This is a genomic window from Zafaria sp. Z1313 (assembly GCF_050563205.1).
GTDB lineage: Bacteria > Actinomycetota > Actinomycetes > Actinomycetales > Micrococcaceae > JAZDCJ01.
Genome location: NZ_JBNWUK010000010.1, coordinates 92221 through 105034, shown reverse-complemented (window position 1 = coordinate 105034; position 12814 = coordinate 92221). Strand labels below are relative to the sequence as shown.

The following is a 12814-nucleotide window of genomic DNA, read 5'->3' as shown; positions in this document are numbered from 1 at the left end:
TGCTGGTGTTGCGGGGGTGGGGGGTTGGTGGTGGGTGTGATGGGGGTTGTTGTTTGGGAACTGCATAGTGGACGCGAGCATCTTGTATGCCATCGCCTTCGGGGTTTGTCCCTGTGGGTGGTGGAGTGCAATAGCAATTTCTTTGATGATGGAAGACCCTGTCCGCCCCGGTGTGGGTGGGCGTGGTTTTCTCGATTGTTCGTAAGTAAGTGCTCTTGCTTGGCCTGTTTGTGGTCAAGTTTTCAAGGGCGCACGGTGGATGCCTTGGCATTGGGAGCCGAAGAAGGACGTGGGAATCTGCGATAAGCCTGGTGGAGTCGATAACCGGACGTTGAGGCCAGGATTTCCGAATGGGGAAACCCCGCACAGCGCGCGAGTGTCTGTGTGACCGGCAGCTGAACACATAGGCTGTCCGGGGGGAACGCGGGGAAGTGAAACATCTCAGTACCCGCAGGAAGAGAAAACAACAGTGATTCCGTGAGTAGTGGCGAGCGAAAGCGGATGGGGCTAAACCGGTCCATGTGTGATAGCCGGCGGGCGTTGCATGGCCGGGGTCGTGGGACCATCCATACCAGTTCTGCCGGGCTGGTGGGGCGAGGTGCGGGCGTATAGGCGAACCGGTTTGAAGGCCGGACCAGAGGGGGTGTGAGTCCCGTAGCCGTAATGCGTTCCGCCGTCCTGTGGTGGCATCCCAAGTAGTACGGGGCCCGAGAAATCCCGTGCGAATCCGCCAGGACCACCTGGTAAGCCTGAATACTACCCAATGACCGATAGCGGACAAGTACCGTGAGGGAAAGGTGAAAAGTACCCCGGGAGGGGAGTGAAACAGTACCTGAAACCGTGTGCCTACAATCCGTCGGAGCCTCCTTGTTGGGGTGACGGCGTGCCTTTTGAAGAATGAGCCTGCGAGTTAGTGCTGTGTCGCGAGGTTAACCCGTGTGGGGGAGCCGTAGCGAAAGCGAGTCTGAATAGGGCGATTCAGTGGCACGGTCTAGACCCGAAGCGGAGTGATCTACCCATGGCCAGGTTGAAGCGCGTGTAAGAGCGCGTGGAGGACCGAACCCACTTCAGTTGAAAATGGAGGGGATGAGCTGTGGGTAGGGGTGAAAGGCCAATCAAACTCCGTGATAGCTGGTTCTCCCCGAAATGCATTTAGGTGCAGCGTTGCGTGTTTCTTGCCGGAGGTAGAGCTACTGGATGGCCGATGGGCCCGACCAGGTTACTGACGTCAGCCAAACTCCGAATGCCGGTAAGTCAGAGCGCAGCAGTGAGACCGTGGGGGATAAGCTTCATGGTCGAGAGGGAAACAGCCCAGAACGCCGACTAAGGCCCCCAAGCGTGTGCTAAGTGGGAAAGGATGTGGAGTTGCCCAGACAACCAGGAGGTTGGCTTAGAAGCAGCCACCCTTGAAAGAGTGCGTAATAGCTCACTGGTCAAGTGATTCCGCGCCGACAATGTAGCGGGGCTCAAGCACACCGCCGAAGTCGCGTCATCCGGATACCAGGCAGGCCTTCGTGGTCCAGCCGTCCGGGTGGGTAGGGGAGCGTCGTGCCGGCAGTGAAGCCGCGGTGGAAACCAGTGGTGGAGCCGGCACGAGTGAGAATGCAGGCATGAGTAGCGAAAGACGGGTGGGAAACCCGTCCGCCGAATGATCAAGGGTTCCAGGGTCAAGCTAATCTGCCCTGGGTAAGTCGGGACCTAAGGCGAGGCCGACAGGCGTAGTCGATGGACAACGGGTTGATATTCCCGTACCGGTGAAGAACCGTCCCTACCGGACCGGCGATGCTAACCGCCCCAACCATCCACCGGGATCCCTTCGGGGCTCCCACCGGGTGGGCGGCGCGGGAACCGAGCCGGCGAGGTCAGCGTATTAACAGGTGTGACGCAGGAAGGTAGCCGGGCCAGGCAATGGAATCGACCTGGTCCAAGGGCGTAGGCCGGGGAATAGGCAAATCCGTTCCCCGTTACATGGCTCAGACCCGATAGGCGCCCACGTTGGTGGGTGATCCGGTGATCCTATGCTGCCAAGAAAAGCATCGGCGCGAGGTTCCAACCGCCCGTACCCCAAACCGACACAGGTGATCAGGTAGAGAATACCAAGGCGATCGAGAGAATCATGGTTAAGGAACTCGGCAAAATGCCCCCGTAACTTCGGGAGAAGGGGGGCCCCAACCCTGAGCACGCCACGCGTGTGTGAGGGGATCGGGGCCGCAGAGACCAGGGGGAAGCGACTGTTTACTAAAAACACAGGTCCGTGCGAAGTCGCAAGACGATGTATACGGACTGACTCCTGCCCGGTGCTGGAAGGTTAAGAGGACCGGTCAGCCGCAAGGCGAAGCCGGGAATTCAAGCCCCAGTAAACGGCGGTGGTAACTATAACCATCCTAAGGTAGCGAAATTCCTTGTCGGGTAAGTTCCGACCTGCACGAATGGAGTAACGACTTCCCCGCTGTCTCAACCATGAACTCGGCGAAATTGCACTACGAGTAAAGATGCTCGTTACGCGCAGCAGGACGGAAAGACCCCGAGACCTTTACTATAGTTTGGTATTGGTGTTCGGTGCGGCTTGTGTAGGATAGGTGGGAGACTGTGAAGCGGACACGCCAGTGGCCGTGGAGTCGTCGTTGAAATACCACTCTGGCCGTACCGGATTCCTAACTTCGGCCCATGATCTGGGTCAGGGACAGTGCCTGATGGGTAGTTTAACTGGGGCGGTTGCCTCCCAAAAAGTAACGGAGGCGCCCAAAGGTTCCCTCAGCCTGGTTGGCAATCAGGTGTCGAGTGTAAGTGCACAAGGGAGCTTGACTGTGAGAGCGACAGCTCGAGCAGGGACGAAAGTCGGGACTAGTGATCCGGCGGCACCTCGTGGAAGGGCCGTCGCTCAACGGATAAAAGGTACCTCGGGGATAACAGGCTGATCTTGCCCAAGAGTCCATATCGACGGCATGGTTTGGCACCTCGATGTCGGCTCGTCGCATCCTGGGGCTGGAGTAGGTCCCAAGGGTTGGGCTGTTCGCCCATTAAAGCGGTACGCGAGCTGGGTTTAGAACGTCGTGAGACAGTTCGGTCCCTATCCGCTGCGCGCGCAGGAAATTTGAGAAGGGCTGTCCTTAGTACGAGAGGACCGGGACGGACGAACCTCTGGTGTGTCAGTTGTACTGCCAAGTGCACCGCTGATTGGCTACGTTCGGATGGGATAACCGCTGAAAGCATCTAAGCGGGAAGCCCGCTTCAAGATGAGATTTCCATGCCACTAGATGGCGAGAGGCCCCCAGCCAGACCACTGGGTTGATAGGCGGGACGTGGAAGCGAGGACCAAAGACTCGTGAAGCCGACCCGTACTAATAGGCCGACAACTTACACCACAAACACCACACCACGTGTGTGGCAAGCATGCTGCGTCCACTATGCGGTACCGAAACAACAACCAGTTTCGCTACAATCAAATAGAACCACTGTCACGGAAACAACCACGTGACCCACAAGATTTCCCACCCCCACCACGGGGGTCGCGGAGCAAGGGTTACGGCGGTCATAGCGTGGGGGAAACGCCCGGTCCCATACCGAACCCGGAAGCTAAGACCCACAGCGCCGATGGTACTGCACTCGGGAGGGTGTGGGAGAGTAGGACACCGCCGGACACACATTCAGGCCAGGGCCCCAACCACACGGTTGGGGCCCTGACCCATTTAACCCACGACTACGCCGTGCCGCCGCGCCGGTAGGGTGAAGGGCATGGATTCATTGTTCTCCCACGCACCCCGCGGCGACGACGAACCGGCCGGAGACGACGCCGGCACCCCACCGGCGCGCCACCACGAGGTGCTCCTGCCGGTGGCTCCTGAGCAGGCGTTCGAGGGCTTCACGGAGTACCTGCACCTCTGGTGGCCCGTGGCCAGGTATTCCGCCTTTGGCAGCGGCACCCACCCGGCGTTCGAGGACGGAGTCGTCGCGGAGGAGGGCGAGGACGGCCGGCGGTACGTCTGGGCCACGGTCGAGGACTTCACGGTTCCCACGCGGCTGAGCCTGAGCTTCCAGATGGCGCTCGAGCAGCACCCGCCGAGCGCGCTCGTCCTCGCCTTCCAGGCGGAGGGCGACGGCTCGACCCGCATGGTCCTGGACCATGCCGGCTGGGCCGGGGGAGCCGCCGGATGGGAGCAGTACCGCAAGTACGACGGCTGGCCCGAGATCCTTGGCTACTACGCACGCTTTATGGGCGGGGGCGCGGTCGAATGATCGTCGAACGCCTCGAGGCGGCCCTTGACGCGGACCGCGTTGCCACCGATCCGGCGATCCTGGCCGTCTATAGCCACGACTACGGACACGTGTCCGCGCCGGCGACGCCGCTGGCCGTCGTCTTCGCCGAGACCGTCGGCGACGTCCAGTCGACCGTCCGGATCGCCGCCGAACTCGGCGTCTCCGTGATCGCGCGCGGCGCCGGCACGGGTGTCTCCGGGGGAGTGCACGCGACCGAGAACTGCATCGTCCTGTCCCTGGAACGGATGGACCGCATCCTGGACATCCGCCCGGAGGACGAGGTCGCCGTCGTGCAGCCCGGCGTCGTGAACGGCGCATTGAACGACGCCGTCGCCGGGCACGGCCTCATGTACGCCCCGGACCCCGCGAGCTACCGCCAGTCCACGATCGGCGGCAACGTCGCCACGAACGCCGGCGGGTTGCGCTGCGCCAAGTACGGCGTGACGCGGGAGTCCGTGCTGGGCCTCGAAGTGGTCCTCGCGAACGGCACGCTGATCCGGACGGGCCGCAACACCTTCAAGGGAGTGGCCGGCTACGACCTCACCGGGCTCTTCGTGGGTTCCGAGGGGACGCTGGGGATCGTCGTTTCGGTGACGGTCCGCCTGCGCTACCTCTCCGAGCAGCAGCGCAGCATCGCCGCCCTGTTCCCCGACGTCGACGCGGCCGCGGCCGGGGTCCTGGCGATCGCGCGGCACCGCGTCCAACCGGCCATCACGGAGATGCTTGACGCCGGGACCATGGCCGTGATCGACACGGTCCACGGGACGGACCTCGCGAGCCGCGGGGGAGCGCTGCTCCTGGTGCGCACCGACGGCCACGGCGCGCTCATCGAGGAGGAGCTGATCCGTGGAGCGCTGGCGGAGCTGGGCGCGGAGCTCAGCGCGCCGGGGGACGGGTTCGCCGCCCGGCTCATCGAGATGCGCCGCAACAGCCGCGGCGACGAGCAGGACGACGCCTACCGGGTCGGGGAAGACGTCGCCGTCCCGCGCTCGCAGCTCGTCGGCTACATCAAGGAGCTGCGCCGGATCGCCGAGCGCCACCAGGTCCTCCTGCGCGTCGTCGCGCACGCCGGCGACGGGAACCTGCACCCCACGTTCTGGGTCGATCCCGTGGAGGGCGAGGCCGGGATCGGCCGCTTGGACGACGCCCTGGACGCGTCGATCCGCGCGGCGCTCGCGGCCGGCGGGACCATCACGGGCGAACACGGTGTGGGGCAGTACAAGCGCCGCTGGCTGGGGTGGGAGCAGCAGCCGGAGGTCATGGAGCTGCAGCGCCGGGTCAAGGAGCTCTTCGACCCGCTGGGCATCCTCAATCCGGGCAAGGCGATCTAGGAGGAGCCCCTGTCGGGCTCCGGCCAAGTCCCGGAGGACGACGCCGGGGCCCGGGCCCCGTGGCCCGCGTCACCCGCCGCCGGGGTGCCGCGGGCCGTGGTCTTTCCGATTAGTGTTCTGGCCGTCGAACCGCTAAACTCGTTGAGGTTGATAACCCAACGGGGTGTGGCGCAGCTTGGTAGCGCGCGTCGTTCGGGACGACGAGGTCGCAGGTTCAAATCCTGTCACCCCGACCATCACCAGAGGCCGGTTCGAAGAGATTCGAACCGGCCTCTGCCGTGTCCCGCCCGTCCCGGGCAGCGCCCCGTGCGGGCTCCTGCGTCAGCGGTTCGCGGAGGTGCGGACCACCATCTTGCCCGTGTTGGCGCCCCGCATCATCTGCAGGAAGGCGTCGACGGCGTTCTCGATGCCGTCGACCACGGTCTCGTCGTAGGCGATCCGGCCCTCGGCGAGCCAGCCGGCGGCCCGGCGGTTGAACTCGGGGGCGTGCTGGAGGTATCCGCCGAGCGTGAACCCCTTCAGGGTCAGGCCGCGCGTGATGAGGTTCGCCATGTTCCGCGGTCCCGGCGCCGGCTCCGTGGTGTTGTAGGCGGAGATCGCCCCGCACAAGGCGGCGCGCCCGCCGTCGTTCATCCGGGCCAGCGCGGCCTCGAGGTGCTCGCCGCCGACGTTGTCGAAGTACACGTCCACTCCGCCGGGCGCGACCTCGGCCAAGCGCGTGCGCAGATCCCCGTCCTTGTAGTTGAACGCCGCGTCGTACCCGTACCTCCCGGTCAGGAGCCGCACCTTCTCCTCCGAACCGGCCGAGCCCACCACGCGGCCCGCGCCCAGCAGCCGGGCGAGCTGTCCGGCCATGCTGCCCACGGCGCCGGCGGCGCCGGAGACGAACACCGTGTCGCCCTCCTTGAGCCCTGCGATGGCCGTGAGCCCCACGTAGGCCGTCAGTCCCGTCATGCCGAGCGCCCCCAGATAGAGCGACGCCGGGACGCCCGGCGGCTCCGGCAGCACCCGGAAGCCCGTGGCGTCCTCCTGGGCGATGTCGCGCCAGCCGTACTGGTGCAGCACGAGCGCGCCCACGGGGTGCGCGTCCGAGCGGGACTCCACGACGCGCCCGACGGCCCCGCCGGTCATCGTCTCGCCGAGGCGGTAGGGAGGCGTGTAGCTCTTGACGTCGTTCATCCGGCCGCGCATGTAGGGATCGACCGAGATGAACTCGTTCTCGACGCGGACCTGCCCCTCCTGGGGCGGGCCGTACTCGACCCGGACCGTCGTGAAGTCCCCGGGCGTGGGCCAGCCCGAGGGGCGGGCGGCGAGCTGGATCTGGGTGCTGAGGGCGGTGGACATGCGGATTCCTTCCGATCGGAAAACAGGCTGAAGAGGCGACTAGTCGATACTGCGAGCAGTGGGTTGGGACGCCTGGCCCTGGAGGACCTTCGGGCCGGTTGGCGCGGAGCGCTGGCGGGCGGGCGCAGTGGCGTCAGAGGGCCAGGCCCAGGGCCAGGAGGACGACGGCGGCGAGCGGCGGCACGAGCTGCTTGAGCGCGGCCGACGCCTTGTCCGGCGACGAGACCAGCAGGACAAGGCCCGCGGCGGCCATGGACCCCGTGCCCGCGAAGACGAGCGCGGCTCCGACCGCCGTCGCGCCGAGCGCGATGGCTGCGATGCCGGTACCGGCCACGAGCGCGAGGAAGAGGTTGTAGAAGCCCTGGTTGAACGCCATGGGCTGCAGGATCCGCGCCTCCTCCTCGCTGCGCACGCCGAAGACCCGGCGCGTCGACGGGGCCGTCCAGCGGAGGGACTCGAGCACGAAGATGTACACGTGGATCAGCGCGGCGAGGCCGGCGGCGGCGAGTGCTGCAACGATCAAGGGGACCACGTCCTGTGTGAGGTGCCGGCGGGGCCGGACATGTTTTGAACTGACCAGTCCAATATATACTGGATCGGACAGTTCGGAAAAGAGCGGGGAGTGGGAGATGGGTCGCACGCAGTCATTCGACACCACAGAAGTGGTGCGCCGGTCGCGCGCGGTCTTCTGGGACCGCGGCTTCGAGGCGGCCTCGCTGCCCGAGCTGGAGGCGGCGACGGGGCTGAACCGCTCCAGCCTCTACCATGCGTTCGGCAGCAAGCGCGGCCTCTTCGATGCCGCCGTCCAGAGCTACCTCGACGACGTGATCCGCCCGCTTCTGCGCCCCCTGGTCGATCCTGACGCTGACCCCGGGGCCGTGGCCGTGTACTTCCGCCGGCTGGGCCGGGCGCTGGACGATCCGGACTCGATCGCGCACGGGAGCGGCTGCCTCCTGGTCAACGCGGCCACGGCGCCGATCGGGCGGGACGCGGAGGTCCGGGGCGTCGTCGCCGGCTACCGCCGCGAACTCGCCGCGGCGCTCCGCTCCGGCGTCGCGGCCCGGTGGCCGGACCGCCCGGAGGAGGAATTGACGAGGACGGCCGGCCTCCTCGCCGCGCTCAACGCGAACGCCCTCCTGATGGCGCGCATCGATCCGGAGGCGGCGCAGGCCGCGATCGGGCTGGCGCTCGATCTGCTGGCGCAGGACGGCGGGGGCGAGCCGCACGGGTCCGCGGCCTAGAAGCAGCCCGTGCTCAGGCCGGCGGGGAGGTGGAGGAACGCGCCACGAACTCGGTCGGGAAGAACCCCACGGTGGGATCCCGCTCCAGCTCCGTCCCGCCCAGCAGCGCGAGGGCCTTGGCCACCGCCGAGGCCCCCTGCCGGGCGGCGTTCTGGGCGATGGTCGTCAGCCCGAACAGCTCGCCCAGCTCGTGGCCGTCGATGCCCACCACGGACAGGTCCCCGGGCACGTCCAGGCCCAGGTCGCGGGCCGCGAGGATGGCGCCGAAGGCCATCTCATCCGAGGCGCACACGAACGCGGTGGGCCGGTGCCGCGGGTTCGCGAGGATGTTGCGGACCTTCTGGTAGGCGCCCTGCGTCGTGAAGTCGGCGTTCACGATCCATTCGCGCCGCACCGGCAGCTCCGCCTGGTCCATGGCGTACTCGTAGCCGTCCTCGCGGGCGGAACCGAGCTTGAAGTCGACCTCGAACTCCTCGGTCCCGCCGAGGAACGCGATGTCCCGGTGGCCCAGGCTGATCAGGTGCTCCGCGGCGAGCGCGGCGATGTTGAAGTCGTCGACGCGGATCGTGGCGATGCCCGGGATCAGGCCGCCGATCGCCACGACGGGCTTGCCCACCGAGTCGAGCTGCTGGACCTCCTGCGGGCTCAGCTTCAGGGTCAGCGTGATCACGGCGTCGAGCCGCTTGCGCAGCAGGAGCTCGGAGAAGACGGACTGCCGGTGACGGTCCTGCCCGCTCGTGTTGTAGAGCGTCAGGTCGTAGCCGGCGTCGATCAGCGCGCTCGCGGCGCCCTCGAGCACCGTCGAGAAGTACCAGCGGGCCACGCTCGGCACCACGAGGCCGATGTTCCGGCTGCGCCCCGAGGCGAGCGAGGAGGCGTTGTAGGAGACGACGTAGCCGAGCTCCTCGGCCGCCCTCCGGACCTTCTCCCGGCTCGCCTCCGAGACCTTTCCGTGCCCGCTCAGGGCGCGCGACACCGTGGCCACGGAGACCCCGGCGGCCAGGGCGACGTCCTTGATGCTGGCCACGGCGTTCCCTAGCCTTCCGCGCCCGGGCCGGCGTCCGGCGTAGTCCGTGTCACCGGGCCGGCGCCCTGGGGCCCGTCGGGCGAGCCCACGCTTCGGGAGTGGGCCGTGCCTCCGGGCAGCCGCAGCCACACGGCCGCGTCGGGGGCGAGGAACGCCGCCTGGCCGCGGACCTCGACGGAGCCCGGGAAGCTCTCGAGGAGCACGTCCGCGCCCGCCGGCAGCGCGGCGGCTTCCGCGCCCGCGTTGAGGACGACGCCGATGCCCCCGTTCGCGTACGCGACGAGGCCGGACGCCGGGGTACTGGGCGCCGTGCTGTCGGCCGCCGTGGTCCCGGACGCCGGGGCGCCGGAGTCCGCGGCGGCCGCGGAACCGGGCCCATCGAGCCAGGCGAGCGAGCCGAGCCCCAGGTCCTCCGCGCGGCGCAAGGCCAGGGCGGCGCGGTAGAACTCGAGGGTCGAGCCGGGCGCCCCGTCCTGCGCGTCGCGGGCGTACCGGGCCCACGAGCCGGGCTGGGGCAGCCAGGACGCGCCGGCGTCGGAGAAGCCGAAGGCCCCGCCGGCGGTGGTCCACGGCAGGGGCACGCGGCAGCCGTCGCGGCCCGTCCGCTGCCCGCCCGTGCGGTGGAAGGTCGGGTCCTGACGGAACTCGTGCGGCAGCAGGGTGTGGTCCGGCAGCCCGAGCTCCTCGCCCTGGTACAGGTACACCCCGCCGGGCAGGCCCAGCGTAAAGAGGGTCGCGGCGCGGGCCCGGCGCAGGCCCAGGTCCTCATCCGGCTGGGGATCGTCCGGGCCGAGCCCGTCGCCGACCCGGGTCTCGACGCCGACGGTCCCGAAGCGCGTGGTGTGGCGGGCGACGTCGTGGTTGGACAGGACCCACGTGGTCGGCGCCCCCACGGCGTCGAACGCGCGCAGGGAGCGCTCCGTCACGGCCTTGAGCGCGGCGGCGTCCCAGCCGGTGCCGAGGTAGGGGAAGTTGAACGCCTGGTGCATCTCGTCCGGGCGCACCCAGTCCGCCATGGCCTCCACGGGGTGCACGTTGGCCTCCGCGCAGAGGATCCGCTCCCCGGGGTATTCCTCGAGGACCTCGCGCCAGCGGCGGAACACCGCGTGCACGCCCTCGCGGCCGAACATCGGGGCGTCCGCGAACGGGTAGCCCTCCACGGGGTAGCCGTCCGGGCTGCCGCCCCAGTCCGGCAGTCCGGGTTCCTTCACGAGCGCGTGGGCCACGTCCACGCGGAAGCCGCCGGCGCCGCGGTCCAGCCAGAACCGCAGGATCCGCTCGAACTCCGCGTGGACCGCCGGGTTGTCCCAGTTGAAGTCCGGCTGGCTAGAGTCGAAGAGGTGCAGGTACCACTGGCCGGGCGCGCCGTCCGCGCCGGCCGTCCGGGTCCAGGCGCTGCCGCCGAAGTGGGACTGCCAGTTGTTCGGCGGCGCGGACCCGTCCGGGCCCGATCCGTCGCGGAAGACGAACAGCTCCCGCTCCGGCGCGCCGGGCGCTGCGGCGAGCGCCGCCTGGAAAAGGGCGTGCTGGTCCGAGCAGTGGTTGGGGACCAGGTCCACGATGATCCGCACGCCGAGCGCGTCGGCCCGGGCGATGAGCGCGTCGAAGTCGGCGAGCGTGCCGAAGAGCGGGTCGACGTCGCAGTAGTCGGAGACGTCGTATCCGGCGTCGCGCTGCGGGGAGCGGAAGAACGGGGAGAGCCAGACGGCGTCGACGCCGAGACCGGCGAGGTGGTGCAGTTCGCGGGTGATCCCCGGGAGGTCTCCGATCCCGTTGCCCGTGGTGTCGCGGAAGGAGCGCGGATACACCTGGTAGATGACGGCCCGGCGCCACCACTCGGACGTGCCCGAGGGCACGTGCAGGAGCGGACCGGGGGTGGCGGAGCCGGCAGGGGCGGCCAGGCCGCAGGAGGAAGACATGTTCCTCATCCTAGCCGCGGTCCTCGCCGAACTGAAAGCGGTTACATCGTGGCGTCGCCAGTCACATGAATCGCCTGGAGCCCTGCGGCATCAAGCGATTTCAGGGTGCCAAACTGACCTGACGTGGGGTGTTCAGGATGGTCTGGACACACTGGGTGCAAACGCTTACACTAGTGGCATACATCACACAGGGCCCTTCCGGGACCGGTCCGCCTGCGATCCGCAGGTCGCCGCCGGACGGGCCCGACCCGAGAAAGGCCTCACCCATGCAGGTGCGTTCCACCGGCAACGGCGCTGTGACCCGCCGTGCCTTCACCCTCGGTGCCTTCGGCACCACCGCGGCCATGATGCTCGCCGCGTGCGGCTCCGGCACGGGGACCACGGCCCCCACGACCTCCGCCGCCGCGGGATCCTCCTCCGCCCCGGCCGCGTCGACCACCACGCTCACGCTGTGGACCGACGCCGAGCGCTCGCCGGCGCTGAAGGAGATCACCGAGAAGTTCAAGACCGAGAAGGGCATCGAGGTGCGCCTCGTGGTCAAGGACTTCGCCGCCGTGCGCGACGACTTCATCACACAGGCCCCCACGGGCAAGGGCCCGGACATCCTCATCGGCCCGCACGACTGGCTGGGCACGCTCGTCCAGAACGGCGTCGTCGCCCCCGTCCAGCTCGGAGACAAGGCCGGCCTGTTCGCCGAGTCCTCGATCCAGGCCATGACCTACAACGGCCAGGTCTACGGCCTGCCCTACGCCATCGAGAACGTCGCCCTGATCCGCAACACCGACCTCGTCGCCGAGGCCCATGCGGACTTCGCCGACGTCGTCGCCGCGGGCCAGAAGGCCGTCGCCGACGGCAAGGCCGAGTTCCCCTTCCTCGTGGGCCTGGATCCCAAGCAGGCGGATCCTTACCACATGTACCCGCTGCAGACGTCCTTCGGGGCCCCCGTCTTCGAGCAGGCCGCGGACGGCTCCTACGACGCCTCCAAGCTGGCCATGAACAACGAGGGCGGCAAGAAGTTCGCCCAGTTCCTCGCCGACATGGGCGACGGCGGCGAGAAGGTCTTCCGCTCCGCCATCACGGGCGACATCGCCAAGGAGAAGTTCCTCGCCGGCGAGTCCCCCTACTACCTGACGGGCCCGTGGAACGTGCCGCCGATCGCCGAGAAGGGCATCAAGTTCGCCGTCGACCCGCTGCCGTCGGCCGGCGGCGAGGACGCCCAGCCGTTCATCGGCGTCAACGGCTTCTTCATCTCCGCCAAGAGCGAGAACACCCTCGCCGCGACGGAGTTCGTCGTGAACTACCTGAGCCTCGAGGAGGCCCAGGACGCGCTGTTCGAGCAGGGCGGACGCCCGCCGGCACTGACCGCGTCCTTCGACAAGGCGGCCTCCGACGAGGTCGTCAAGGCGTTCGGCGAGATCGGCGCCAACGGCGTCCCGATGCCGGCCGTCCCCGAGATGGGCGCCGTCTGGGCGGACTGGGGCGGCGCGCAGCTGAGCCTCATCAAGGGCCAGGAATCGGATCCGGCCGCGGCCTGGGAGAAGATGGCCGCCAACATCGAGGCCAAGATCTAGCACCACGCGCTTCCTCCGGGCGGGCCGCCGGCCCGCCCGGAGGGCAGCGTGCCCGGCCGGGCGCCGTCCGGCGTCGTCCGCGGCCCCGGGCAGCCCACCCCCTCGACGCGCAGAAAGTCCCGTA

Annotated in this window: 8 protein-coding genes, 1 tRNA gene and 2 rRNA genes; 7 read left to right on the top strand and 4 right to left on the bottom strand. The window is 68.1% G+C overall.

Annotated elements, in window-relative coordinates:
* Positions 1-232 precede the first annotated feature (232 nt).
* The 5 genes from ACQ3I4_RS11105 to ACQ3I4_RS11085 all read left to right on the top strand — a co-directional run bounded on the left by ACQ3I4_RS11105 (position 233) and on the right by ACQ3I4_RS11085 (position 5824).
* Positions 233-3366 (top strand): 23S ribosomal RNA (locus tag ACQ3I4_RS11105).
* 158 nt (positions 3367-3524) lie between these two features.
* Positions 3525-3641 (top strand): 5S ribosomal RNA (rrf, locus tag ACQ3I4_RS11100).
* 94 nt (positions 3642-3735) lie between these two features.
* Positions 3736-4236 (top strand): SRPBCC domain-containing protein, encoded by a 501-nt coding sequence (locus tag ACQ3I4_RS11095; RefSeq protein WP_329863453.1) that lies wholly within the window; start codon positions 3736-3738, stop codon positions 4234-4236.
* Positions 4233-5588: an FAD-binding oxidoreductase gene (locus tag ACQ3I4_RS11090; protein ID WP_329863456.1), complete on the top strand. Its 1356-nt coding sequence runs from the start codon at positions 4233-4235 to the stop codon at positions 5586-5588. Before ACQ3I4_RS11095 ends, ACQ3I4_RS11090 begins: the two co-directional genes overlap by 4 nt.
* 159 nt (positions 5589-5747) lie before the next feature.
* Positions 5748-5824, top strand: a tRNA-Pro gene (locus ACQ3I4_RS11085).
* 85 nt (positions 5825-5909) lie between these two features.
* Here ACQ3I4_RS11085 and ACQ3I4_RS11080 read toward each other — a convergent pair.
* A complete protein-coding gene (locus tag ACQ3I4_RS11080) occupies positions 5910-6932 on the bottom strand; it encodes an NADP-dependent oxidoreductase (RefSeq protein ID WP_329863457.1) in 1023 nt (340 codons plus the stop codon).
* Positions 6933-7065: 133 nt separating this feature from the next.
* Positions 7066-7464 carry a DUF1304 domain-containing protein gene (locus ACQ3I4_RS11075; RefSeq protein WP_430633547.1) on the bottom strand — a complete coding sequence of 133 codons (399 nt, stop codon included), beginning with the start codon at positions 7462-7464 and terminating at the stop codon, positions 7066-7068.
* Between the two features lie 97 nt (positions 7465-7561).
* On the opposite strand from ACQ3I4_RS11075, the gene ACQ3I4_RS11070 reads away from it, so the two are divergent.
* On the top strand, positions 7562-8173 hold the full coding sequence (locus ACQ3I4_RS11070) for a TetR/AcrR family transcriptional regulator (RefSeq protein ID WP_329863460.1): 612 nt from the start codon (positions 7562-7564) through the stop codon (positions 8171-8173).
* 13 nt (positions 8174-8186) lie between these two features.
* Here ACQ3I4_RS11070 and ACQ3I4_RS11065 read toward each other — a convergent pair whose 3' ends face one another.
* Positions 8187-9200: a LacI family DNA-binding transcriptional regulator gene (locus tag ACQ3I4_RS11065; protein WP_329863463.1), complete on the bottom strand. Its 1014-nt coding sequence runs from the start codon at positions 9198-9200 to the stop codon at positions 8187-8189.
* An 8-nt stretch (positions 9201-9208) separates the two neighbouring features.
* Positions 9209-11119, bottom strand: coding sequence for a glycoside hydrolase family 13 protein (locus ACQ3I4_RS11060; protein WP_329863465.1), 1911 nt, complete (start codon positions 11117-11119; stop codon positions 9209-9211).
* A 266-nt stretch (positions 11120-11385) separates the two neighbouring features.
* Between ACQ3I4_RS11060 and ACQ3I4_RS11055 the strand changes: the two genes are divergently transcribed.
* On the top strand, positions 11386-12690 hold the full coding sequence (locus ACQ3I4_RS11055) for a sugar ABC transporter substrate-binding protein (protein ID WP_329863467.1): 1305 nt from the start codon (positions 11386-11388) through the stop codon (positions 12688-12690).
* Positions 12691-12814: the final 124 nt, after the last annotated feature.

Bases quoted from the DNA above. Each gene is read 5' to 3' on its own strand.
- ACQ3I4_RS11095 (WP_329863453.1), top strand. From the start codon at position 3,736: ATGGATTCATTGTTCTCCCACGCACCCCGCGGCGACGACGAACCGGCC.
- ACQ3I4_RS11090 (WP_329863456.1), top strand. From the start codon at position 4,233: ATGATCGTCGAACGCCTCGAGGCGGCCCTTGACGCGGACCGCGTTGCC.
- ACQ3I4_RS11080 (WP_329863457.1), bottom strand. From the start codon at position 6,932: ATGTCCACCGCCCTCAGCACCCAGATCCAGCTCGCCGCCCGCCCCTCG.
- ACQ3I4_RS11070 (WP_329863460.1), top strand. From the start codon at position 7,562: ATGGGTCGCACGCAGTCATTCGACACCACAGAAGTGGTGCGCCGGTCG.
- ACQ3I4_RS11060 (WP_329863465.1), bottom strand. From the start codon at position 11,119: ATGTCTTCCTCCTGCGGCCTGGCCGCCCCTGCCGGCTCCGCCACCCCC.
- ACQ3I4_RS11055 (WP_329863467.1), top strand. From the start codon at position 11,386: ATGCAGGTGCGTTCCACCGGCAACGGCGCTGTGACCCGCCGTGCCTTC.